Raw genomic sequence first — 23,787 nt, 5'->3', positions numbered from 1 at the left:
TTATTTTTATATGAACTACAAAAGAACCAGTTGACAGACAACTTGGCATATGTTAATTTCTTAGTGAAAATAAATACCACATATGATCCAGTTATAGAACTTAACAAGTGAGGTGACTGTATTCGGATGAAGACCGTGGCTGAATTGGAAGCAAAGCTTTCGGAGGCATCAGACCGGCTAATCAACGACTTACATAAAGTGGACGGGGATCTTTTAATATTAGGCGCAGGCGGGAAGATGGGTCCAAGTCTTGCAAAATTGGCCGCTCAAGCCATCAAGGCGGGAGGGATGAACAAGAAGGTGACTGCTGTATCCCGATTTCAGGATCAGGAGGTGAGGAACGATCTTGAAAGCGCTGGTGTAAAGACGATTTCATGCGATCTTTTAGACGATCAAGAGTTAATGCAGCTGCCTGCAGCGGATAACGTCATATACATGGCAGGCAACAAGTTTGGTACCACGGGTAGAGAGTATTATACATGGGCAATGAATACTTACCTGCCCGGAAGAGTGGCAAATAAGTATAGAGATTCGCGTATCGTCGTTTTTTCTTCTGGCAACGTGTATCCGTTTTCATCAGTTGGTCTCGGCGGAGTGGATGAATCGGTATCCCCTGAACCTCTCGGTGAATATGCACAATCCACACTGGGGAGAGAGCGGATATTTGAATACTTCTCTTACAAGAATGGCACGCCGATGCTGTTGTACCGCTTAAACTATGCCATTGATTTACGTTATGGAGTGCTTCTCGAAATTGCCAAAAAAGTTCACGAAGGCAAGCCGGTGCCGCTTGCGATGGGGCATGCCAACGTAATATGGCAGGGAGATGCCAATGAGATGGCCTTAAGGAGCCTGCTCAAGTGCCAAAGCCCTCCCGAAATTTTGAATGTGACCGGACCTGAAACCATGTCAGTTCGCTGGGCAGCGCAGCAGTTTGCTGAAAGGTTCAGTACTGCGCCAGCCTTTGAGGGAAGCGAATCCGAAACGGCTCTGCTCAGCAATGCAGCTAAGGCGTTTCGCGAATTCGGTTATCCGAGAGTAGGCTTGCTGGAAATGATTGATTTCATTGCCGATTGGGTTGAATCCGGCGGACATACGTGGAACAAACCAACCCATTTTTCGGAAAGGAAGGGGAGGTTCTAATGCACAAAACACAAGCATCCCTTACGCCGGAACAAGCAGCTGCATTCCATGAAGGTCTGGTCATCCCTGCTCATCCGCTTGCCTTAAATGAACGAAGAGAGCTGGATGAAGTCTATCAACGGCTCCTGACAAATTACTATATCGCTTCAGGAGCCGGCGGAATTGCGGTTGGCGTACATTCCACCCAGTTCGAGATTCGGGATCCCAAGGTTAACCTCTATGAACGGGTGCTCCGCTTGGCCGCGGAGGAAACGGAGCAGGCCCGCTTGCAACGGCCTTTCATCAAAGTGGCGGGTGTTTGCGGGGATATGGAACAGGCAACGGAAGAAGCCCAGATCAGTAAAGACCTCGGATATGATGCGGTGCTGCTGAGTATGGGCGGACTTGACGAATGGAGCGAGAAAGACCTGCTTCGGCATACGGAAAGGATAGCCGAAATCATGCCGGTCATCGGTTTTTATCTTCAACCTTCCGTCGGAGGTCGTAGGTTGAGCTTCGGTTTTTGGCAGGCTTTTGCCGAAATCGATAATGTCATCGCTATCAAAATAGCCCCTTTTAACCGGTATCAAACCATTGATGTCGTCCGAGCGGTATGCTGCTCAAGCCGCCGGGATGACATTGCACTGTACACAGGGAACGATGACAACATCCTGATGGATCTACTCACAACCTTTCGGTTCGAAACGGAAGAAGGCATCATTGAGAAAGACATCGTTGGCGGGCTGCTGGGTCACTTCGCAGTCTGGACACATAAGGCGGTCCAGCTGCTGGAAGAAGTGAAACGTCTCCGCAAGCAAGAGGGATCGCCGCTGTCACGGGACTTGCTCACGCGCAGCGTGGAGATTACAGATGCCAACGCCGCTTTTTTTGATCCCGCCCATCAGTTTGCTGGCTGTATACCAGGGATACACGAGGTTCTTCGAAGGCAGGGTCTCATGAGAGGGATCTGGTGCTTGAATCCGCAGGAGACCTTATCCGAAGGACAAAAAGAGGAAATCGATCGTGTATACTGCCAGTATCCTCACCTGAATGATGACGATTTTGTGAAGCAGCATCTGGATGAATGGCTTAGGCCTGCTTCTAGTTCCCAGTCATGAATATCGGAATCATCGGGCTTGACAGCTCGCATGCCCTGACATTCACCCGTATTCTTCACGAAAGCCAGGAGGCTCTTTTTTCAGATGTGACCGTGACGGCCGCATATGCGGGCGGATCTCTGGATTTTCCGCTCAGTATAAGCCGTGTTGACACTTTTGCCGGTCGAATGACGAAAGAATACGGAGTGAGATTAATGCCCACGATGCAGCAAGTTGCTGGAAGCACCGATGCCATCCTTATCCTGAGTGCCGACGGAAGAATACATCTGAATCAGTTCAAGGCGATCTGCCCTTACCAGAAACCGGTATTTATCGATAAGCCTTTTGCTTTGTCAACAGCAGACGCAAGTGAAATCATCAGACTCGCGGAAGAGTTTCAAATCCCTTTAATGAGTGCTTCAAGCTTGCGTTATGCAGAAGACCTGCCCGAAAACACAAGGGGAGACATCTTGGGTGCGGACGTGTACGGCCCGATGCACGTCGAAACGACGCAAGGGCATTATTTCTGGTACGGCATCCATGCGGCAGATCTGTTGTTTCGAATCATGGGTCCCGGGTGCAGGGAAGTGACCGCTTTTTCCACAGATCACGACGATCTCATTACCGGAACCTGGAAAGATGGGAGAATGGGAACGATTCGCGGAATCCGAAGTGGCCCAGAGTCTTTTGGAATAAGCCTGCACACCAGAAAAGCTACCCGGCATGTCCCGCTTGAACCGAGCTACAAAGAGCTCCTAAAGTCGGTCCTGAATTTGTTCAAAAACGGCGTGTGCACGGTGCATCCCTCTGAAACGCTGGAAGTCATCCGGTTCTTGGAGTGTGCAGAGCAAAGCCGTCTACAAAAACGCACCGTCCTCATGGAAATGTGATAAAGCCTTATATCGGGGTGACCCCTTGATTCTAGTTAATCAGATCCACCTATCTGAAGGAGGAATGTTTGATGAAGCTGAAAAAGAGGATTTCCATACTGCTTGCAACCACGCTGTTAACCTCGATCCTTGCCGCATGCAGCAGCGGTACGGACAAAGGCGCTTCTGCCACCTTGCCGCCCCAGAAGCCCGGACAGTACGGTGATACAGGCGGCTTGACTTTGCCTCTTGTCAATGAGCCGACGACCATCACGTACATGCTGCCAAGCAACGCGAAAGACCTCGGTCCGAGCAAACTGGTTGTCCAGGAGCTTGAAAAACGGACCGGTATTAAAGTTAACTTCCAAACCTATTCCCCACAAACCTACCAGGATAAATTAAAAGTCATTGTGGCATCCGGTAAGCTGCCGGACATATTTACAGGACTAAAACCGGCCGAACTCAAAAAAATCGGCAAACAAAAAGGTGTAGTTGCCATCAATGAATACGCGGATCAGCTCCCTAACTTCAAAAAGCTATATATGGAAGAAAACAAATGGGTCATCAAATCCTTCGGCGATGAAGCCGGCAATATATATACCTGGCCTATATATAATCTGAATCGCAAAGTGAATCATGGATTCATGTACAGGAAGGATATCTTTGATAAGCTGGGCATTAAGGAATGGACGAACACAAACGAGTTTTACGAAGCTTTGAAAAAAGTAAAAAAAGCTTATCCCGATTCTTACCCCTATGCATCCAAAAGCTTGGCCAATATCTTCAGGGATTGGGCCTTCGGCTGGGGGCTCGGTAATACGGATCAGTACCCGGCCTATTATGATGAAAAAGATGGAACCTGGAAGTACGCTGCAGTACAGAAAGAGCATAAGGACATGCTTGATTTCATGAAGAAGCTGTACAACGAAAAACTGCTTGATCCGGAATTTTTGACGGACACTCAAGATTCCTGGACGACCAAGATGACGACGGACAAATCGTTTGTCACGTTTGACTGGATTGGACGCCTTGATCTCTTTTACAACCAGATCAAGAAGCAAAATCCAGACTATAACCTCAGGTATGCCAATCCCGTCGGACCGACCGGCCATATCAGATCACTGCCAGAAGTTTCGGATTTCAGCGTTGCCGTAGCCAAGAACAAAAATACAGAAGCTTCGCTCAAACTGCTCGACTATCTGACCAGCCCATCCGGAAGTGAACTGATGACCATCGGGGTGGAAGGGGTTAACTTCGAATGGGGCAAGGACGGATATCCGGTTTACCCGGAACTAAAGGATCTTCCACTTGTAGATATCACCGTGCTCGAGGATCGTTATGCCATGTGGCTGGAAGGAGCTTACCTAAGACCGGACCATCGAAGCATCTACTATCGTTTCTCGGAAAAAGAGCAGGAGGCGCAGGATAAAATCGTGAAGGAGATTCGTTTCGAACCACTTGATCCTATACTTAATTTTACGGACGAAGAAACTTCCAAGATCGCCGAATTGCAGACATCGCTGCAAAAATCGGCTGAAGAATTTAACTCGAAGTATATTCTTGACGCCAGCTATGGTGATGCCGAGTGGGAGAGTTTCAAGAGCCAAATCAGCAAAGGCGGTGTGGAGGAACTGATGACGATCTATAATGAAGCGCAAAAAAGATACAATGAGTCCAAATAAAAGGACTTAAACCTGTGTATCAACTGGAGGGGACGAGGCATGGAACGTTTCCCTCCTTGTGGGAAAAAGTATTGGAGGCGAAAATCTTATGGCAGACATCGGCACGGAACATTCGGCAGTTTACCATAAAGAAGTGCCAAAGAAGAGCTTTAGAAGCCGGCTTGGAAAAACGTGGAATCATATTAAACGCGACAGGCAGCTGCTTCTGCTGTTTCTTCCTTGCATCCTATTCTACATCATCTTTCGTTACGGGCCACTTTATGGATTGATTATTGCCTTCAAAGACTACAGCGTGTTTACAGGAGTGCTTGGCAGCGAATGGGTGGGATTTGAGCATTTCATCAAGTTTTTTACGAACCAGGACTTCTGGATGCTGTTCCGGAACACGCTGCTCCTTGGGCTCTATACACTCATTTTTGGCTTTCCTTTTCCAATCATACTTGCGCTTCTGCTGAACGAAGTCAGAAACAAATGGTTTAAGAAATCCGTTCAAACCTTCAGTTATTTACCGGCATTTTTGTCCGTGGTCATTGTCAGCAGCATGATTATCGATTTCCTCTCTCCGAACCATGGTATTTTGAATCAAGTGCTGGCTGCGTTCGGTTTCGAGAAAAAATATTTTCTCGTTGATCCGGGTTGGTTCCGTCCGATCTATGTCATTTCGGAAATATGGGCGAACGCTGGATACGAATCGATCATTTATCTGGCGGCGATTGCGGGAATCAGTCCTACGCTCTATGAAGCCGCCAAGGTGGACGGCGCCAGTCGTTTCCATATGATCCGCCATATCACGCTTCCCGGATTGTTTCCCACGATGCTCATCATGTTTATATTGAAAACCGGCTCCATGATTCGCGTCGGTTATGAGAAAGTACTGCTGCTCTACAATCCGATGACCTATGGTGTTGCCGATGTATTTTCAACGTATGTATACCGTAAAGGACTGCTTGAATCGAATTACAGTTATGCGGCCGCAGTAGGGCTATTCGAAGCGCTCGTGGCCATGGTGATGCTGCTGTCCGCCAATGCGATCAGCAAACGGCTGGGAGGAAACGGCTTATGGTAGGAGAGCGCAAAATATCTGTTTTTGATGTCATGAATACGTTGATACTCTGCCTTGTTGCTGTAGCGACACTCTATCCCATCGTGTACATTACGGCCGTTTCTTTAAGCGATACAGCAGCAGTCGTTCAAGGTAGGGTGTTTCTTTTCCCGAAAGGTCTGAACTTTGGGGCTTATGCCGAGGTGCTTAAAAATGACACGATTCCAAGAGCCTACCTGAATTCTATTTTTTATACGGCATTCGGCACGTTTGTGAATTTACTTTTTACGGCTGTTGCCGCGTATCCTTTGTCCCAAAAAGGATTTTTCGGACGCAAGTTTTTTATGATGGCCATCGTTCTAACCATGTTCCTGAATCCCGGCATTATTCCCACTTATGTGGTCGTGCAGCAGCTGGGGTTAACGAATTCGGTTTGGGCACTCGTACTTCCCAATGCCATCTGGACCATGGAACTGATCATCCTAAAAAGCTTTTACGAAAACATGTCTTCCCAGATCCGCGAAGCGGCCCTGATCGATGGAGCTTCCGAATACCGGATTCTGTTCAACATTGTCATTCCCTTATCCAAGCCTGCGCTTGCTTCCATCGGACTTTTTTATTTCATGGGTCACTGGAACAGCTTTTTCCTGCCGCTGATTTACTTGAACGACCCGGATAAATATCCTTTGCAGGTCGTGCTGCGGGATATGCTAATCTACAGCGCAGAAAACGACGCGGGACTTGTGGATCGTTCAGCCATTGCCCCTCAGTCCATCAAAAATGCAACCATCGTGCTTTCCATGATTCCCGTTCTGCTCATCTATCCGTTTGCTCAGAAGTATTTCGCCAAAGGGGTGATGCTCGGTTCGGAAAAAGGCTAAATAGGCATAAGGAGGAGCTCTATCTAATGAAAATCGTTGCTGCGAAGGAAGGAAAAGTTACGATACTGCAAGCAAATATCCCCGAACTAAACAAACGACATGTCCAAGTGAGAACCGAATATTCGGCGATTAGTCCCGGTACGGAGATGAGTGCGATTAAGAGATCAGGCGTATCTCCCGTATACCTTGGCTATAGCGCTGTTGGGATTGTGGAAAAAACGGGAAGTGAAGTCAGAGATATTCTTCCGGGAGACCGGGTGGCTTGTTACGGTGTGCCCTATGTAAGACATGCAGAGGTGATTTCGGTGCCGACCAATCTAGTAACCAAAGTGCCTCATCATGTCAAACCTGAGGAGGCCGCATTTACAGGGCTCGGGGCGATTGCCATACATGCACTGCGTATAGCCGACGTGAGGTTCGGCGACAAGGTGCTTGTCGTTGGACTGGGTATTCTCGGTAATCTTGTAGCCCAAATTGCCGCTGCTGGTGCATGTCACACTGCTGCATACGATCTGAGCGAAGCAAGGGTTCAGCTGCTTCAGGAGCAGATGGGAATTCAAGCGGGCTTTTCAAGTGAAGAGGAAGTGGAACGTTTTGTGGTGAACGAAACGGGGGGATACGGGTTTGATTCCATTCTCTTATGTGCTGGCGGACCTGGAGAAATGCTGATCAACAAGTCGCTTGAGTGGCTTCGTGACCGGGGAAAGGTCGTGATTGTCGGTGATTTGTCCATGAAGTTCTCAAGAGATTTGATGTTTCGCAAAGAAGCCCAGGTCCTGATCTCGAGAGCGGGCGGTCCTGGAAGGTACGATATGCAGTACGAGAAGGACAATCAGGATTATCCCATCGGTTTCGTACGCTGGACGGAAGGAAGAAATATGGATGAGTATATCAGGTTGCTTGCTGATAAGCGAATTACGGTAAGTCCTGCTATCACGCATAGGTTTGCGTTGGAAGAAGCGTTTGAAGCCTATGGCAATTACCAGTCCGACTCGGCTCAAGGGGCCCTAGCCACGTTAATCAAGTATTTTTAATGACATGAAGAAGGGGGGAATACATGATGAAAAAGTCTTCTTTCAACCTGATCACCATATTCATGAGCTGTTTACTTGTATTTGCGATGTTTCCCGTCCAGCCTGCTCCTGCCCAAGCGGAGGAATCCAAACTTTCTCAAAAAAACTTCAGCGAACCTGAAGAATTGCTTGTTCCCAACAATTACACGGTAGCTGTCTTTAACGGAACCGTAGGTTACGAGGATGGAAAACCCGTGATGTACGCCACCAGTAAAGGAAAGCCCGGCTTCCTTAATGTGATCGACCTCGAAGAGTACAAACTGCTTCGGACCGTTTCTCTTGCGCCGTCGGAAAGCTCCTGGGCGCATACCGTTGCTCCGAACGGTATGCTATATGTCGCGGCTGAAGGATCGGGTGCAAGATTATGGGAGTATTCGCCTGTCACTCATGAGGCCGTTCAAGTGGCCCAATTTGAGGGACAGTCTGTTTCCAACAGCATTACAACGGATGAACAGGGGAGAGTGTACGTTGGGACTTATCCGGGCGGAAAAATCTGGCAGTATGACCCGGCTACCAAACAAGTGAGGGATTACGGCCGTGTTATTGGTGCGCTTGATCAGGAATATGTCCGATCCATTGCTTACCAGGGAGGATATATTTATGCCGGTACGGCTCATGAACAGATCGTGCGTGTGGATTTGGCTACAGGCGAAAAAACGAATATTGCCGCTTCGCTTTCCGTAAAAAACGATACGGTATACGATTTGAGTACAATCGATAACCGTTATTTGTTCGCCCGTTATACAGATGGAAGTGGTATACCGGGTGAGGGTTACATTTACGATACAACAACAGGAACATGGCTTGATGTGGAGCTCCAGCAGGTAACCGGGCTTCATGCGACCGACTCGGTCGATGGGAAGCTGTATTACATGTCCGAGAAAAAACTGAAAACTTTTGACCTCGTCACACATCAGGTAGAGGAAACTGGCATGACCTATGAGAGTGGATTTAGAGGAGCAGATTGGGTAGAGTTTAAAAACAATCCCGAGCTTCCAGGAAAAACACTCGTTACGGTCCGATATGACGGCGGGGTAGCCATGTTAAATATCGATACCAAGAAAGTCATTGTAAAACCGCCGATTATCCCGGGATTGCCGGGTGTTGTCAATCGGCTTCAAAGCGTATCAAAGACACAGCTGATAACAACGGGTTCACAAGCCAGATCTTCGTTGGTTGACTTAGAGACGATGACGTCAAAACCTTTCAGCATCGGTCAAGCGGACAGTGTATACCCGATTGGAAACAAAGTTTATATGGGAGTCTACCCGGAAGGTGGCTTGTACGTTTATGATCTGAATCAAGAACCGGGGAGCACGAATCCGCAGCGTCTCGCTGTACTCGGGAACGATCAGGAACGGCTTGTCCATATGTCCGAAGGTGACGGTAAGCTGTTTATTTCGACCATCTCCGGATACGGAACATTAGGAGGATCGCTTACGGTCCATGATACCGCTACAGGTGAAACCAAAGTCCATCGCAACGTAGTGCAGAATCAGAGTGTGCTTAGTACTGCCTATGTTGATGGAAAGGTTTTTGGATCAACGACCATTAGGGGAGGACTGGGCTCCACGCCAAGCGAGCAGCAGGCCAAAATTTTTGTATGGGATGTTCAGAAAGAACAAAAAATAAAGGAGTTTACGCTGGATATTCCCGAACTTGTCGATCCTATTTTCATTGGGGACCTGTCTCTCGGGCCGGATGGACTCATCTGGGGAGCGTCCTATGAATATATTTTTGCAATCGATCCGGACACGTACAAACTTGTAAAATATAAAAAAATTTATCCAAAGCTTTATTACACCCAGTGGCATCATCATCCGATGCGCTGGTCTGAAGACGGACTTTTGTATGTACTGTTTAACAATAAGCTGACGGTAATTGATCCGGAAACGCTGGATTTCAAAACATTAACGGATACATCGAGATTTGATCTTGGGATGGATGGCAATCTTTATTTTACTGATTCTGCAACGAATACAGTTCTCTATAGAATCAAGGTCGATGGAGAAATTGTATCCGAACCGCCGGGACTACCTTTGCCAGTAAACAATGCCGGGTTGGAGCAGCCGGAAGAGAGCGGAAAGCTGCCGGGCTGGACCTCCATGTTTGCGACCAGCGGGGATGCTTATTTTGAGCGGAGCGGCAGCAAGAGGTATGCCGGTAATTACAGCCTGAAAACTACGGATCTTATCCGTACCGCCTCCGTAGCGGTGCAAAGTGATCCAATCGCATTATCGCCCGGGGAAGAGTATACCGCAAGTACTCAAATTTATATTGAATCAGGCCAGCCTGGATTCATGTTTCGATTTTATAATGCGGAAGGGCAGAGTTTGTCTACTTTGGAGACTCATCTGGATGAATCCAGGCTTCATCAATGGCAAAAAGTAACCCTCCGCGGTAAGGCACCGGAAGGAACGGCTTATGCCAGGCTGATCGCAGTAACCAGCCGTTATAATATTTCAACAGCTTACTATGATGATTTTTCCGTAACGGTTAAGGATAATACAGCTCCCTTGACTAAAATTACCTTTAATCCACAGGCAAATGAGCAGGGGTGGCACCATGAAGATGTTTCCATAACGTTGAACTCGGAAGGAGCAGCCTCCCTCTTCTACGAAACCACGGGGGCTGAGAGAATAAATCAGCGTGAGACCGCAGGCAGTACCACAGAGTTTAAAGTAAGCGCAGAAGGCATAACCTCAGTAAATTATTGGGCAAAATCGGCTTATGGCGTGTCCGGGGTGCCTTCTACTACCGAAGTCAAGATTGACAAAACGGCCCCTAAAATTCAATTTTCAGGAAAACCCGTCTATGAAGTGGATGATGTAATTCGGATCGAATGCTCTGCTCAGGATGCATTATCAGGTGTATCCAAAAGTGATTGTGATGCTGTGCTTACCGATAGCCCCGCGTATTTGACGGGTATCGGGGTGCACTTGGTTAATGCATCCGCGAGTGATATAGCCGGGAACGCTGCAAAGTCCTCTTTTTCTTATGAAGTGATTCTTACCTATAAAGGCATGGCCGGACTTATTGACAAGTTCCTATCTAACGATCCACAGCTGGCTGAGAGACTGAAGGAACAATGGTTCAAAGTACAAAGAGCCGATGAATCGGGCAATGAGGGAGGAAAAAAAGGAGCACTAAACGGATTTATCTATCAAGTGCAAGCCGAGAGTGGTAAGGGATTAGCTCAAGAACATGCTGAGCTTTTGGTACAGTTGGGGTCCCAAATTTAAATCGATTTGAATGAAAAGCTATTCTCGCAGGATCGGGACCAGGCTTAATTGCGCAATGTGCTTAGGTTTGAGGTAGAAGGTAGCTAATCTGTTCACTAGTAAAAGACGTTGTCATATTGTATGACAACGTCTTTTTTCGCTCCTAATAAACTGATGATGCCTCAAAAAGAGGGTTCCTTTTATATCCCTCTTTTCTTATGATGGAAACAGAGAAAATCTGCTAAAACTGGTTCGATTGTACGTGTGATGTTTAGTAGGTTACAAGTTCTCTTTTGCATGGATTCGTATATATATTTAGGAGGTTTCTGCATGGTGAAAGTACAAGAACGTCGGCATCTAGTCTTGATTGGCAACGGGATGGCGGGCATCAACACGGTGGAACAGATATTAAAACTGGCGCCGAGCACCTACAGGATCACCGTATTTGGAAGCGAGCCTTATCCCAACTACAATCGTATTCAGTTATCGTATGTGCTAGAGAAGAGTAAAGCAGTAGAAGACATCATTCTGAACGACTGGGATTGGTATTTAGAAAACGGAATAGAGCTACATACGGGAACGACTGTAACGCATATTGATACGGAACAAAAAATCGTGAAAGCAGACAATGGTATAAAGGTTCCATACGACACCCTCATTATTGCAACCGGTTCCAATCCGTTTATGCTTCCTGTTCCAGGAGCAGATAAAGAAGGAATTGTAGGTTTCAGAGATATTGCAGATTGCCAGAACATGCTGCATGCAGCAGATCAGTACAAGAAGGCCGCTGTTATTGGCGGGGGCTTGCTTGGATTGGAGGCGGCCAAGGGGCTGCTTAAATTGGGGATGGATGTGACAGTGGTCCATCTGTTTGAGGAGATCATGGAACGTCAGCTCGATCATACCGCCTCGCTGATGCTTCAGGCAGAGCTGGAAAGCCAGGGTTTGAAATTTGCTACCGGCAAACAGACGGAGGAGTTTCTGGGAGATGATCGGGTCAGCGGTATTCGTTTTACCGACGGAACGACACTGGATGCGGAATTCGTAGTCATGGCGGTAGGGATCAGGCCAAACACTGCACTAGCCAAGAAAAGCGGCATTGAGGTTAATCGCGGTATTCTTGTGGATGATTTTATGCGTACTTCAGTACCAGATATTTATGCGGTAGGGGAGTGTAACGAGCATCGGGGTATTACATATGGACTCGTAGCTCCGCTATTTGAGCAGGGGGCTATTCTTGCGAAGTATCTATGCGGAGTGGAGACGAAGCCGTATGAAGGATCTGTGGTATCTACTCAACTCAAAATATCTGGCGTAGACGTGTTCTCCGCTGGTGAGTTTATGGATGCAGAAGGGCTGTCTATTGTGCGGATGCATGATGACTGGCGGCGTATTTACAAAAAAGTGCTGCTGCGCGGCGGACGGATCGTCGGCGGTGTTCTGATCGGTGACGGTAAGGAATCCTCCAGACTGCAGCAGTGGATTCGAACAGGCACCGTGATGACAGAAGCCATTCATGATGCGATTGTGGGACAAGCTTCCGTCGAAACGGGGAATACGGCCGCAGATCTGGCGGATGAGGAAATCGTATGCGGTTGTAATGGTGTGACAAAGAAACACATTGTCGATGCCATTAACGAAAAGGGATTAACCACGGTGGAAGAGATCAAGGTCGCAACAAGTGCATCGCGTTCTTGTGGAGGCTGCCGACCTGTTGTAGAGCAGATTCTTCAATATGTGCTCGGGGACAAATATGATTCAGCGGCGGCGAAACAGGAAGCAATCTGTTCTTGTACCACACTGAGCAGAGATGAAGTCGTGACGGCGATTAAAGAAAAGGGGCTGATCACATCTAAAGAAGTAAGGTATGCGCTGGATTGGGATAACCCGGAGGGCTGCTCCAAATGTCGTCCTGCGCTGAACTACTATCTGGGTATGATTTGGCCCGCTGAGCATGTGGACGAGAAAGATTCACGTTTTGTGAATGAACGGATGCATGCGAATATCCAGAAGGACGGTACCTTTGGCGTTGTGCCGCGGATGTACGGCGGGGTAACCACACCGGAGGATCTCAGACTTATTGCTGATATTGCCGACAAATACAACGTCAAGCTGGTTAAGGTAACCGGTGGTCAGCGGCTTGACCTGCTTGGGGTCAAAAAGGAGGACCTGCCGAAGATCTGGAAGGACCTTGGCATGCCGTCCGGTTATGCATATGCAAAGGCGCTGCGTACGGTGAAGACCTGCGTGGGATCACAGTTCTGCCGTTTTGGCACGAAAGATTCGATGGGAATGGGAATAATCCTCGAGAAGAAGTTCGAGCGGTTAGATATGCCAGCCAAGTTCAAGCTCGCCGTAAATGGCTGTCCGCGTAACTGTGCGGAGTCATCAACCAAGGATATTGGGATCGTCGGCAATGAGGGGGCATGGGAAATTTACGTTGGTGGTAATGGCGGGATTAAAGCCCGACTTGCTGAACTTCTGTGTAAGGTACGGACAGATGAAGAACTTCTGGAGATTGTCTCCGCGTTCATGCAGTACTACCGGGAGACAGGCAAATATCTGGAGCGGACCTCGGAATGGATCGAAAGGATGGGACTTAAATCCGTCACCGAAGCTGTAGTCAATGATCTGGATAACCGCCGGGCTTTGGCTGAGCGAATGGAGGTCGCTCTGGCGCAGGTGAAGGAACCTTGGAGTGAAATCCTGAATAATTCAAATTTAAGGGAACGGATGTTTGAAGAGATCAATGTCTCTACGAAACAGGATTAGAAACAGGAAGGGGCTGCAAGATGGAACCTATATTGAACAGAAATGAATACACGTATTACCTTGTTGGCAATGTAGATGATTTCACGGAGAGACTGGGACGGGTTGTGCACTTGGGTAAGGATAAGATTGCGGTATTCAAGACAACGGACGGACAAATCTATGCGCTTGAGAATAAAAGCCCTGGGCCGCGCGGAGGCACGATTGCAGAAGGAATTATATCCGGGGAGGTCCTGTTCGACCCGATCTGTGACTGGAAAATATCGTTGACGGATGGTAAGGTGCTTGATCCTGATACGGGGCAGGTTCGGACTTATCCGGTTCAGATTCACGGAAACGAGGTGCGAGTTGGATTACTTAAGAATGAGGGAGGGCTGCTCCATGAGTAAAGACCTTCAGAACAAAAAAATTGTCATTGCCGGGTCGCAAAAGACAGAAGAAATGGCGGAGATTATTGAACGAAGAGGAGGAGTCCCCCTTATCCGGTCACTTCAGGGAGTGACATATTCTGATCCGGTTGAAGTGGAAGAGGATGTAAAGCGCTTTATCCGGCAGGGGGCAGACTGGTTTATTTTCACGACAGGTATTGGATTTGAATCCATGATTCACGCTGCGGAGAGGATTAACGCGGTCTCTGAATTCGAAAAGAGATTGAAAGAAACCAAGATTGCCTGCCGCGGTTACAAAACAAACGCCTTTTTAAAGAAATCTGGTATTCATCCGGTCGTCTGTGATGACGATGGAACGATTGCCAGTATGATCGAAAAGCTTGAGGTATTTGATTTTATTGGTCAAAAGGTGTGGATTCAGCTTCATGGCGAGTTGTCGTCGCAGTTATATCAGTTTATCAAAAACAAGGGCAGCATGGATGTTCAGGTCATACTGCCTTATCATTATCAAGCTCCTGAGCAGGAGACGCTTGCAACGATTATGAATGAACTGATTCAGCGGGAAGTGGATGCCGTTTGTTTCACAACAAGAGTTCAAGTCGGATATTTATTTGATTATGCGAGAGAACATGGGCGTGAAGAAGAGGTGAAAGCCGTCTTTGAACAGGATGTACTGGCTGCCGCTATCGGTAAAGTAACGGCTGAAGCGCTTCGAGATCAAGGGATAAGCCGGATTATCGTGCCTGAGAAAGAACGAATGGGTGCTTTAATCGTAGAGCTCGCGAATTATTATGAAGGTCAGCAAAGTGGAGTAAAAGTAGATTAAAAGCGGAGAACACAAATATCTGGAGTAAAGGCAGGAATACAAGGGCTGTCCCACTCGGGGTGTTAGCGAGCAGTGACAACAGTCTTGTCGAGAGGCAAGAACATGATCCCATAGAAAGTCGCTAATTTAGCGGCTTTTTTGTTTTAGCGGTACAAGTTTGTGTCTCTAGCCAAGATCAAGGACTTATACCGATTAAAACCTCATTAAGTAGCATTATGCAGGACAGTTTTTGTATTTCGATGAGATGAATATCTGAGTAGAAGTATTGTGTCTCTTTTGAGTGACTGAAACACACAGATCAGATCAAAGGGGTATTTTAACCTTGCATCCTATGCGACAGGAACAGCTTTAGCAGGTTCTTCAGGCACTGAAAGAATGGATGAAACCAGTACAAAAAAAGGACCTTAAGTGTTCATTTTCCAGTTAGTGGAGGAATCTAAAGTGTCTGTGCTAAGATGAGGGTAAATTATGATTCAAGCTGGGGAACAAGGCTAGAAGGAGTGCACATTGAAGAAAATACTTGTCATTGACGATGAAGTCGCAATCAGAGATTTAATTGAGCTCGTACTGAGAAGAGAAAACTACGTCGTTCAAACGGCTGAGAACGGTAAAATAGCCCTGCAGCTGCTGGATGCTTTTGGGCCGGATCTCGTGGTGCTTGACTTGATGCTGCCTGACTGCTCCGGATATGACCTGTGTAAGGAAATCACCGGGAAACGTGCCGTTCCTGTGATCATGCTCTCTGCCAAAAATGAGGTAATCGACAAGGTATTGGGACTAGAGCTAGGGGCGGAAGATTACATGACCAAACCCTTTGACAATCGTGAATTGCTCGCTCGGATCAAGGTGATTCTGAGAAGAAACGAGAGCAAGGAGGAATCAGGTGAAGGAACAGAAGTGAAATCTACTCGCATCATTCATGAAGAGCTGACATTTGATCTGGAAAGCCGAAGGGTGCTGAAAAACGATGTACCCGTGTCTTTAACAGCCAAAGAGTTTAAAATTCTGGAAACGTTACTCAAAAGGCCAGACAAAATCTTTACCCGGGATGAGCTGCTGCAGATCGGATGGGGCTATGACTTTATGGGGGACAGTCGCAGTGTGGATATGACCATCATGCGATTACGGAAGAAGCTGGAGGATAACGCGGACGAACCGAAGTATGTAAGGACGATCTATGGATTTGGCTATCAACTTGGAGGTGGCGAGGCCTGAAGTATGCAACCCGGTTACTGCTGAATTATTTATTTTTCTCCGTGCTGTCCTTTAGCATCATCATTTTTGCGGTGAATAAAGCCATCGATTACTACAGCTTCATTACCATTGAGAAACAGATGATGGAGAGGGCGGATCTGTCCGAGCTGTCCTTCCGTGAGGTGTTGGCACAGCATAGATCATCGACAGGAGAGCCGCAGACCAAAGAAATCGTCAGACTTGCTCTGGAGAAGCTGAAAGCTTCAGGCAAGGAAGTACGTATCTATGACAGCTCCAAGCAGTTGCTGGGCTTGGCTGTGGATGGCATCATCATTAATGATGGCAAACCTCTTATTTTTGAAAAGAATATTCAGAAAGCCCTGAGCGGCAGTTATGCCTACACCGTAACGGAAGATCATTTGCTTTATTTTGCCACTCCCATTCAGGATCAATACTACCAAAACGCTTATGTGTATGAGTTCGTGGAGGACATTTCCTACTTTTATGCGATTATGGATCAAATCCGTTATATCCTGTTTGCGGGTGCAGGCGGATTTATTGTACTGATTACGTTAGCCAGTCTGTGGATTGCCCGGGGCACAACCAAGCCGATTAAGCTGTTGCTGGGCGCTGCGCAAAGTTTCTCCAGACAGGAGTTTCGGAGAGTTCATCTAAACCGGAAGGATGAGCTGGGCATGCTGGCAGATGGGCTGGATTCCATGGGGCGGCAGCTTCATGATTACATTCAGTACCAGAAACAATTTGTCTCCAACGTATCTCACGAGTTAAAAACACCCTTGGCAGCCATTCGTGGTTTCTCTCAATACTTGTATGAAGGGGAGAACGAGAACAAGGAACTGCAAAAAATCTATGCTCATCTGCTGCAGGAATCGGATCGGCTGACGCGCTTGATTAATGAACTGTTGCTGCTATCCCGATTCGACAAGGCTGGTTCTAACGAACTGGAAGCCCGGAAAACGGAAATGAACGAACTGATTCAGCAAGTCGCAACGAGTATGAGAGCCAAAGCCAAAGATAAAGGAATTGAGATTATATTCAGGGAGGCGGAAGCGGAACAAGAGGATAAGCTTATGACGAGAGTCTACGCCAACGTGAATCCCATGCTGATGTCCCATGCGATCGCCAATCTTGTGGACAATGCCATCAAATATTCAGGCAGTTCATCGCTAATCGAATTGAAGCTTACACATACGCCAAGCGAGGTAATTATACGGATACGTGATCAAGGCATTGGTATCGCGGGCGATGAGTTGGAGAGAGTGCAGGAACGCTTTTACCGGGCGAAAAATGCAAGCACAGCGAACGGTTCAGGTCTTGGACTTTCTATTTGCAAAGAGATTGTAGAGCGATTTAATGGATATATCGACATGGAAAGTCAAATCGGGGAAGGAACGACCGTTACGATTGTGTTACCTCGTGCGTAAACACGCGCAAATAGTTGACGTTACAAGATTGGTACAATTCTGTTATGAGACTAACAAATGCTTTTTTTATAATCACTTCATAAGAAGAAATCACACATTTATGGAGGGATCATGATGAAATGGATAAACAAAGCTACAGCTGTTATCCTGCTGAGTATTTTACTAACGATGGCAATGACGGGCTGTCAGTCGAGTGGTGCCAAGTCGCCAGAAGGGGCGCAGAACTCGGCAGAAAAAAACACGCCCGACGAACAGGCCAAAGGCGGAGGAGCATCAAATTCTACTTCGCCTGCTTCAGAAAATTCGAAAGGACAAAGCGCTGAAACTATTAAGGAAGGTTCGATGGAGAAGAAAGGCAATGTGGTGCTGAAGGAGCTTGCTTTTGTCTATAATGAGATCACCATTGCGATTTCGGATACAGCGAATGAAGATCAGATGGAACAGATGCTGGGCAAACCGGATAACCTGAAGTCTCATACGTACAGTGCCGACGATGGAACAAACATGGATACGTTAATCGGTTTTACAGAAAAGGTTTATACGTATCCTGGTCTGGAGATTAAAACAATCAGTATACCGAAGGGGAAACAAGACTCCATTTTTCATATCGAAATTACAGATCCTAAGTACGCGACAGTGCGAAACATTAAAGCAGGAGATAGCCTGGATACACTTAAAACCGCCTACCCCGAGGGGAAGCTGCTTGGTAATGGAGCCCCTAATGAGGAGGATGACTTCCGTTACGAGCCATCCAATTATGTGGATGTGATGTCGTTTCATATCAAGGATGCCAAGGTGGAGAGCATTCAGATCTACAGCCTTCTGGACTAATATTTAGTGATCGATGTTAGTAAGCCATTCATACGACTCACCTTTAATACCTGTCCGGGAGAGGGCAGGTATTTTTCTCGTTTAAAGAATCGTATCGAGCTGACCGGTTTTTGATCTGTAACCCTCAAGATTCCAATGTAATTTAATTCGTTTACCATAGCTGCAGCCTTGCTTCCAAAATTCTAGCCATCTGTTCAACCATCTCTTCTGGCGTGTATGGCATAGATTGGACGACCCACCACTCAATCAACCCCGTAATGGAAACGGATAAGAATTGCGCCAACACATCTTTGTGGATACCGGTTTCTAATTTCATTTGTTTCACCACCAAAGTGATATTCGCTTCAATCATCTGTGTCATACGGTGTCTGAACGTCGGAATACCTTTATTGGTAATCAAAACGCTATAAATTTCTGCATGCTCTTTCAGATACGTGAACGTACGAATCAGCAGGTCCCGGGACAGTTCATTGGTTGGCCCATCCTCCGGCACACAACTGTCAGCCAGCATCATCAGATACGTTTCCACGCTCTGTTCCAGCAGGTCATATTTGTCTGTAAAATGCAAATAGATCGTTCCGCGGTTGACATTGGCCCGATCCGCAATACCTTGAATGGTGACCCTCTCAAATTCCTGCTCTCCCAGCAGCCCAATGAACGCTTGCATAATCATTTGTCTTGATCGTACGATGCGCCGATCCATAGTTCTCCCCTCTTTCCTGAACACATACATCATTCGTTGTTCATTTCTCAACAGAAACGACAGCAATTAGCCATTGCACCTGCATCCGTTCCAATGATATCTTGATTGTAATCCACAGGTGTTATATATTCAACAACTGTTAATTATAAAAGGAGCGATAATATTGAATATACTTGTGTACGGTGCAGGTGTGCAGGGAAGCTATCTGGCACATGTCCTGGTAAAGGGCGGTCATGACGTGACTGTGTTGGCAAGAGGAAAGCGAGCGGAGGAACTGGAAAAGGAGGGACTAGTCATTCGGCATTACCTTCAGCGCAAGACAACTGTTGATCGGGTTCGTATAATTCGTAGGCTAGAGTCAGGAGACGCGTATGACTTGATCTTCGTCATGATGAAATATTCGGATTTCGGGGCTGTGCTACCGATCCTCGAAGAAAACGTTAGCCGACATATCGTATTGGTCGGCAACAATATGAATACCTACGCCATGCAGGACCATTTGAGTAAACATGGAACGTCACCTAAACAGGTCGCTTTTGGATTTCAAACTACCGCAGGTACACGTACCGACGGACGAGTCATTTGCATTCGTGTCGGCCACGGGGAGATGGTCATCGGGGGTCTGGACGGTCCTGTTCCGTTCCGCTCCCTGCTGGAGCAGGCATTCATGACAACCAAATACAAGCTCAGTTACCATGATCAGATCGATGCCTGGCTGAAAAACCACATGGTGCTGGTCGTGCCCATGAACATGGTCATTCTGTTCCATAGCTTCCAGATGAAACAAGTTGTCCGTGACAACAGGCGAATGCGTCAGTTAGTGGCGGCAATGGGAGAGGGCTTTCGTGTACTTGAATCCTTGGGGTACCCGTTAACCCCTGCGAAGCAGGCGTCTTGGATTACCGGCTATCCAAACTTAATCCGCTGTGCGTTGAAGATTTTCTTCATGCTTCCGGTTAGCAGGTTGATTGATGGGACAGCAGTTGAGCTCACTGCCTTGAATGAGGACTTTACCGAATGGAGGGCAAGGTCGAATGTGCCTACGCCAAACTGGAATGCGTTAGAGACAGATTGCCTTACTCAATCATAGTCACTGCTGCAAGCCATGTGATATATCGTGAAGAGTGATGTCGGGAAGTGTTGAAGCACTTACAGGGCCGTACTTACGGCCTGTCTTTCCGATAGAGAGTGAGAAGAACATTGTACTATTGCCGAAATGGACAAGAACTATCGAGGGACAAGAACATACTTTTTATTATCGACTTATTAAAAGTTCCAAGGAACGTGTGTAGCAAGTGGTACTTGGTTAGGCGCACTCATAGCATGCAGTCGGAAACAATATGTGTTTGGATCGAGCTGAAGCCCTGGCGGGCGGCACGAATGGGCATGTTGGATCACTTGTTTAAGCATCTCCCATCTGGAGTGCCATAATAGGCGGATTTGGGAGCGGTATGCCAGAATAGCCGCAGCCTTCTGCTTCAAACTGCATTTGGGAAGCGAAATGTAGACGGGATGTAAGTTCTGTGCTAAGTCAATTTCCCATTGCAAATCTTGACCATAGTTTAAATACGGCAGATCTTCGTAGTAAATCAAACGGGCAGAGACTTCCAAATCACTAATATTTCGTACAGCTTGTTCAGCCGCAATCCGTACGATACCATGATCCACATGTCTTCCGATTGCAAGCGGAATATAAATATGATCGTAGTCTGTAAGACAGAGACGTGTTGAAAGCACTGTTGTTACCTCAGAAATCAGGTCCAGCTCGGTCTCGTAGTCAGTATGGAACAAATCGTCCAGCATTTTATATAAGGGGGCACCGCCCGGATCTTTACGATAGATACATTCCTGCAGGTCCAGATGAATCGTATCCACACCGAGTAGGTCGCATGCTCTAACGTCCTCTTCCCGGCGCACTTTCATCACGTCGGAGCTGAGCCCGAATTTTTTGTGTAGGATGCGAGCAAGTAGGGATAGAGTTGTGCCAGAACCAGTGAAAACAGTTGCTATGGTCACATGGTGGCCAGCACGAACAAGCGAATCGATATAATCGCCGCATGAAATAATAGCATCGTCCAGATGGGCGGAAACGAACAGGTAGTGATGATTCAATGCTGAACACCTCTTTTTAACATTAATTGGATATATAACTACTATATCATTTATTTAAAATAATGGTAATGAAGTTAAACGGATTCGAGTTTAAAGACAATGTTAAATAGAAAAGATATTGGCTGGCAGAGCCAATCTTAAATTAGGACTGTATTATTAACAACCTTTCTTGCTTTTTCAACCTAGTCATACCCCGAAACAATTAAATCTCCCATTGCTTAATAACTGTAAGAAGAAAATAATGTGTAAAAAATTGAATTTCTAAAAAACCGTTGATGATTAAGTTTCAACGGTGCCGATTACTGATCAGATAGGTAGTTAGGGTTCCATGCAATGAATTTCGTTAAGCTAGCAGGCAGGTTAGTTGAAAAGAATTCGAATAAAATATTATGAAGAAAAAATGCGTGAACAACTATTTCAACTATTGGGTGAGTTAGATTTATGACTAATTTTGTCGTTAAACTAAGGGCAGGATAGTGCGAGCCAGATGTTGTTGGAGGATTGGACTATGAGAAGGAAGAAAGTCAATATCGGCGATGTTTTTATTATTCCGTTTAAAGTAAATCGATACGGTTATGGTGGTAGATTGCTACCCATTGTGTAATTTCTCACTTTTATTCAAGTCCACATCTGCTGAACAGGTGGGGACTATTTGACGCTTACCTAGATTCAGCCACAATTTTTTTTAGCCGTATTCTCTTCCGAAGTCTTTCATCTTCTCAAGAATCGGCAGTAATTTATTTCCCTTGTCTGTAAGCGAATACTCTACCCGTGGAGGAACTTCCGGATAGACCTCACGTTTAATGACCCCATCTTGCTCCAGCTCTTTAAGATGCTTTGTGAGAGAGCCTTGCGATAAACCGCCAAGAAATTTTTTTATCTCCGTATAGCGACGCGTTTCTCCTCTTAGATACCATAATATAAAGTGTTTCCAACGTCCTGAAAGGACATATTGGGTAAAGGATATCGCGTACATATCCCTGTTATCATCGATAAACGCTTTATCAAATCCTTCATTACAGACCCTCATCGATATCCCCCCTAAAGGTACAAAAAGTTGTACTATGTTCATTTATATTGCCCTCTTTGCGGATCCAACGAAAAATTTTATGATAGTGTCAATGTCACCGGGACAGAACAACATTGGCCAATGTTTAGTTAGCAGTCTTAATGTAATTATAGCAAAAAGATGATTCAACTCTAAGCCTGTACAGCATAAAGGAGAGTAGGGAAAGAACACTACGCGAAATATGAGAGTTCCTTATCAATACGGAGTTATTATATCAAATAAATATGGAGATGGATTACATGAATGAAACCATTTCATTGCTTCATAATCATGCATCTGTGCGATCTTTTACTAATAAACCCTTGACAGAAGAACAGCGAGAAGCAATCTTTAAAGCAGCCAGTCAAACTTCATCTTCCAGTCTTCTTCAAGCCGTTTCGATTATTCGAATCACAAATCCTGATCTTCGAAAAAAAGTGATGCAGCTCAGTATGGATCAACCCTATATTGAAGAAGCACCAGAATTTTGGATTTTTTGTGCAGATTTCAACCGTAATCATCAAATTGCTCCAAAGGTGGATATTGAATATATCGAATTCCTATTGGTTGGTACGTTCGATGCTGGACTGATGGCACAAAATGCTTTAACAGCAGCCGAATCCATGGGACTTGGCGGTGTATTTATCGGAGCTGTCAGAGCTAATATTAACGAATTATCTGACCTATTGAAATTGCCGAAGTATGTGATACCTTTGGTGGGATTATGCCTCGGTACCCCGGCAGAAGAAAAACCTGAACTTAAGCCGCGACTGCCTCAATCCATGGTCATGCTGGAAAATCAGTATCAACCACTGGATCAAGAGAAATTAGCCATCTATGATGAAGCCATGTTGAAGTATTATGAGAGCCGCCCGGTTATGGCTCCCTTCACAGTGAAAAGAGTGAAAGGATGGAGTGAGCATATCCAAGATCATCTCCAGAGAAGTATTCTCCCTCAAATGATGAACTATTTGAACAAGCAAGGATATGCGAAAAAATAAAGTAAGCTTAAAGTCCCCATCCTCTGAACAGGTGGGAACTATTTTAAGCCTACCGAACATCACCGTCCGGGCGCGCTCGAAGCTCTAAAAAATAAGTTCGTTGTCTTCCGGGCGCCGAAGTACACTCTCGGGAATTGATCTAAAGACTACTGGAAGAGACAATCGTTGGCGTCTGGGAAAACCAGAGTGACCAGCGTAACCGAGTACTACTAAAAGCCCAACGGGTTTTAATTTTTATTAAAAAATGATGGATGAAAATTTTAGAGGGAAAAAGATATTTGTTTTTTTGTCAATTGTCGAGGGACAAGAACATAGTCTCATTGAAAGTCGCTAATTTAGCGGCTTTTTTGTTTTATCGGACCAAGTTCCTGTCCAGCGTCCAGGACAAGAACTTGGTCCGATTACCGATTAGATGATGATCTAAACAGATTCATATTTGTAGAGCTAACTTAAGGATCCGACCGGCTACAAAGGGAGGGGAC

The 23,787-nt window shown here is 46.3% G+C and carries 19 protein-coding genes; 16 read left to right on the top strand and 3 right to left on the bottom strand.

Features of this window, described 5'->3' with window-relative positions:
* Positions 1-126 precede the first annotated feature (126 nt).
* The 14 genes from BN6628_RS12365 to BN6628_RS12300 all read left to right on the top strand — a co-directional run bounded on the left by BN6628_RS12365 (position 127) and on the right by BN6628_RS12300 (position 18,441).
* Positions 127-1,143 (top strand): NAD-dependent epimerase/dehydratase family protein, encoded by a 1,017-nt coding sequence (locus BN6628_RS12365; protein ID WP_068617821.1) that lies wholly within the window; start codon positions 127-129, stop codon positions 1,141-1,143.
* Positions 1,143-2,240, top strand: coding sequence for a dihydrodipicolinate synthase family protein (locus tag BN6628_RS12360; protein ID WP_068617819.1), 1,098 nt, complete (start codon positions 1,143-1,145; stop codon positions 2,238-2,240). Before BN6628_RS12365 ends, BN6628_RS12360 begins: the two co-directional genes overlap by 1 nt.
* Positions 2,237-3,109, top strand: a complete 873-nt coding sequence (locus BN6628_RS12355) for a Gfo/Idh/MocA family protein (RefSeq protein ID WP_068617817.1) — start codon at positions 2,237-2,239, stop codon at positions 3,107-3,109. Before BN6628_RS12360 ends, BN6628_RS12355 begins: the two co-directional genes overlap by 4 nt.
* 71 nt (positions 3,110-3,180) lie before the next feature.
* Entirely contained in the window at positions 3,181-4,770 is a 1,590-nt protein-coding gene (locus BN6628_RS12350) for an extracellular solute-binding protein (protein ID WP_068617815.1), read from the top strand.
* Between the two features lie 88 nt (positions 4,771-4,858).
* Positions 4,859-5,836, top strand: a complete 978-nt coding sequence (locus BN6628_RS12345; RefSeq protein WP_068617813.1) for an ABC transporter permease — start codon at positions 4,859-4,861, stop codon at positions 5,834-5,836.
* Positions 5,830-6,693 carry a carbohydrate ABC transporter permease gene (locus tag BN6628_RS12340; RefSeq protein WP_068617811.1) on the top strand — a complete coding sequence of 288 codons (864 nt, stop codon included), beginning with the start codon at positions 5,830-5,832 and terminating at the stop codon, positions 6,691-6,693. The genes BN6628_RS12345 and BN6628_RS12340 overlap by 7 nt, the downstream gene beginning before the upstream one ends.
* A 26-nt stretch (positions 6,694-6,719) precedes the next feature.
* Positions 6,720-7,727, top strand: coding sequence for a zinc-dependent alcohol dehydrogenase (locus BN6628_RS12335; protein WP_068617809.1), 1,008 nt, complete (start codon positions 6,720-6,722; stop codon positions 7,725-7,727).
* A 23-nt stretch (positions 7,728-7,750) separates the two neighbouring features.
* Positions 7,751-11,008: an NHL repeat-containing protein gene (locus BN6628_RS12330; RefSeq protein ID WP_068617807.1), complete on the top strand. Its 3,258-nt coding sequence runs from the start codon at positions 7,751-7,753 to the stop codon at positions 11,006-11,008.
* 309 nt (positions 11,009-11,317) lie between these two features.
* On the top strand, positions 11,318-13,759 hold the full coding sequence (gene nirB / locus BN6628_RS12325; RefSeq protein ID WP_068617806.1) for a nitrite reductase large subunit NirB: 2,442 nt from the start codon (positions 11,318-11,320) through the stop codon (positions 13,757-13,759).
* A gap of 20 nt (positions 13,760-13,779) precedes the next feature.
* Positions 13,780-14,145 (top strand): nitrite reductase (NAD(P)H) small subunit, encoded by a 366-nt coding sequence (locus BN6628_RS12320; protein WP_068617804.1) that lies wholly within the window; start codon positions 13,780-13,782, stop codon positions 14,143-14,145.
* Positions 14,138-14,971: a uroporphyrinogen-III synthase gene (locus BN6628_RS12315; RefSeq protein ID WP_068617802.1), complete on the top strand. Its 834-nt coding sequence runs from the start codon at positions 14,138-14,140 to the stop codon at positions 14,969-14,971. The genes BN6628_RS12320 and BN6628_RS12315 overlap by 8 nt, the downstream gene beginning before the upstream one ends.
* A gap of 507 nt (positions 14,972-15,478) precedes the next feature.
* The gene (locus tag BN6628_RS12310; RefSeq protein WP_068617800.1) at positions 15,479-16,186 is read left to right on the top strand and encodes a response regulator transcription factor; all 708 of its coding nucleotides are present in this window, start codon (positions 15,479-15,481) and stop codon (positions 16,184-16,186) included.
* 71 nt (positions 16,187-16,257) lie between these two features.
* Positions 16,258-17,610: a sensor histidine kinase gene (locus tag BN6628_RS12305; protein ID WP_235847629.1), complete on the top strand. Its 1,353-nt coding sequence runs from the start codon at positions 16,258-16,260 to the stop codon at positions 17,608-17,610.
* Between the two features lie 111 nt (positions 17,611-17,721).
* Positions 17,722-18,441, top strand: coding sequence for a hypothetical protein (locus BN6628_RS12300; protein ID WP_235847628.1), 720 nt, complete (start codon positions 17,722-17,724; stop codon positions 18,439-18,441).
* 151 nt (positions 18,442-18,592) lie between these two features.
* Here BN6628_RS12300 and BN6628_RS12295 read toward each other — a convergent pair whose 3' ends face one another.
* Positions 18,593-19,144, bottom strand: a complete 552-nt coding sequence (locus BN6628_RS12295; RefSeq protein WP_187386133.1) for a TetR/AcrR family transcriptional regulator — start codon at positions 19,142-19,144, stop codon at positions 18,593-18,595.
* Positions 19,145-19,307: 163 nt separating this feature from the next.
* On the opposite strand from BN6628_RS12295, the gene BN6628_RS12290 reads away from it, so the two are divergent.
* Complete coding sequence (locus BN6628_RS12290) at positions 19,308-20,234, top strand: ketopantoate reductase family protein (RefSeq protein ID WP_068617792.1); 927 nt, start codon at positions 19,308-19,310, stop codon at positions 20,232-20,234.
* 176 nt (positions 20,235-20,410) lie between these two features.
* Here BN6628_RS12290 and BN6628_RS12285 read toward each other — a convergent pair whose 3' ends face one another.
* Both BN6628_RS12285 and BN6628_RS12280 read right to left on the bottom strand, forming a co-directional pair.
* The gene (locus BN6628_RS12285) at positions 20,411-21,256 is read right to left on the bottom strand and encodes a PIG-L deacetylase family protein (protein WP_068617790.1); all 846 of its coding nucleotides are present in this window, start codon (positions 21,254-21,256) and stop codon (positions 20,411-20,413) included.
* Positions 21,257-21,941: 685 nt separating this feature from the next.
* Complete coding sequence (locus BN6628_RS12280; protein WP_068617789.1) at positions 21,942-22,286, bottom strand: winged helix-turn-helix transcriptional regulator; 345 nt, start codon at positions 22,284-22,286, stop codon at positions 21,942-21,944.
* Between the two features lie 278 nt (positions 22,287-22,564).
* Here BN6628_RS12280 and nfsA point away from each other — a divergent pair, with 278 nt between their 5' ends.
* Positions 22,565-23,305 (top strand): oxygen-insensitive NADPH nitroreductase, encoded by a 741-nt coding sequence (gene nfsA, locus BN6628_RS12275; protein WP_068617787.1) that lies wholly within the window; start codon positions 22,565-22,567, stop codon positions 23,303-23,305.
* Positions 23,306-23,787 lie beyond the last annotated feature (482 nt).

Source organism: Paenibacillus tuaregi, assembly GCF_900086655.1.
GTDB classification, from domain to species: Bacteria; Bacillota; Bacilli; order Paenibacillales; family Paenibacillaceae; genus Fontibacillus; species Fontibacillus tuaregi.
This window is presented reverse-complemented; position numbering and strand designations above follow the sequence as displayed.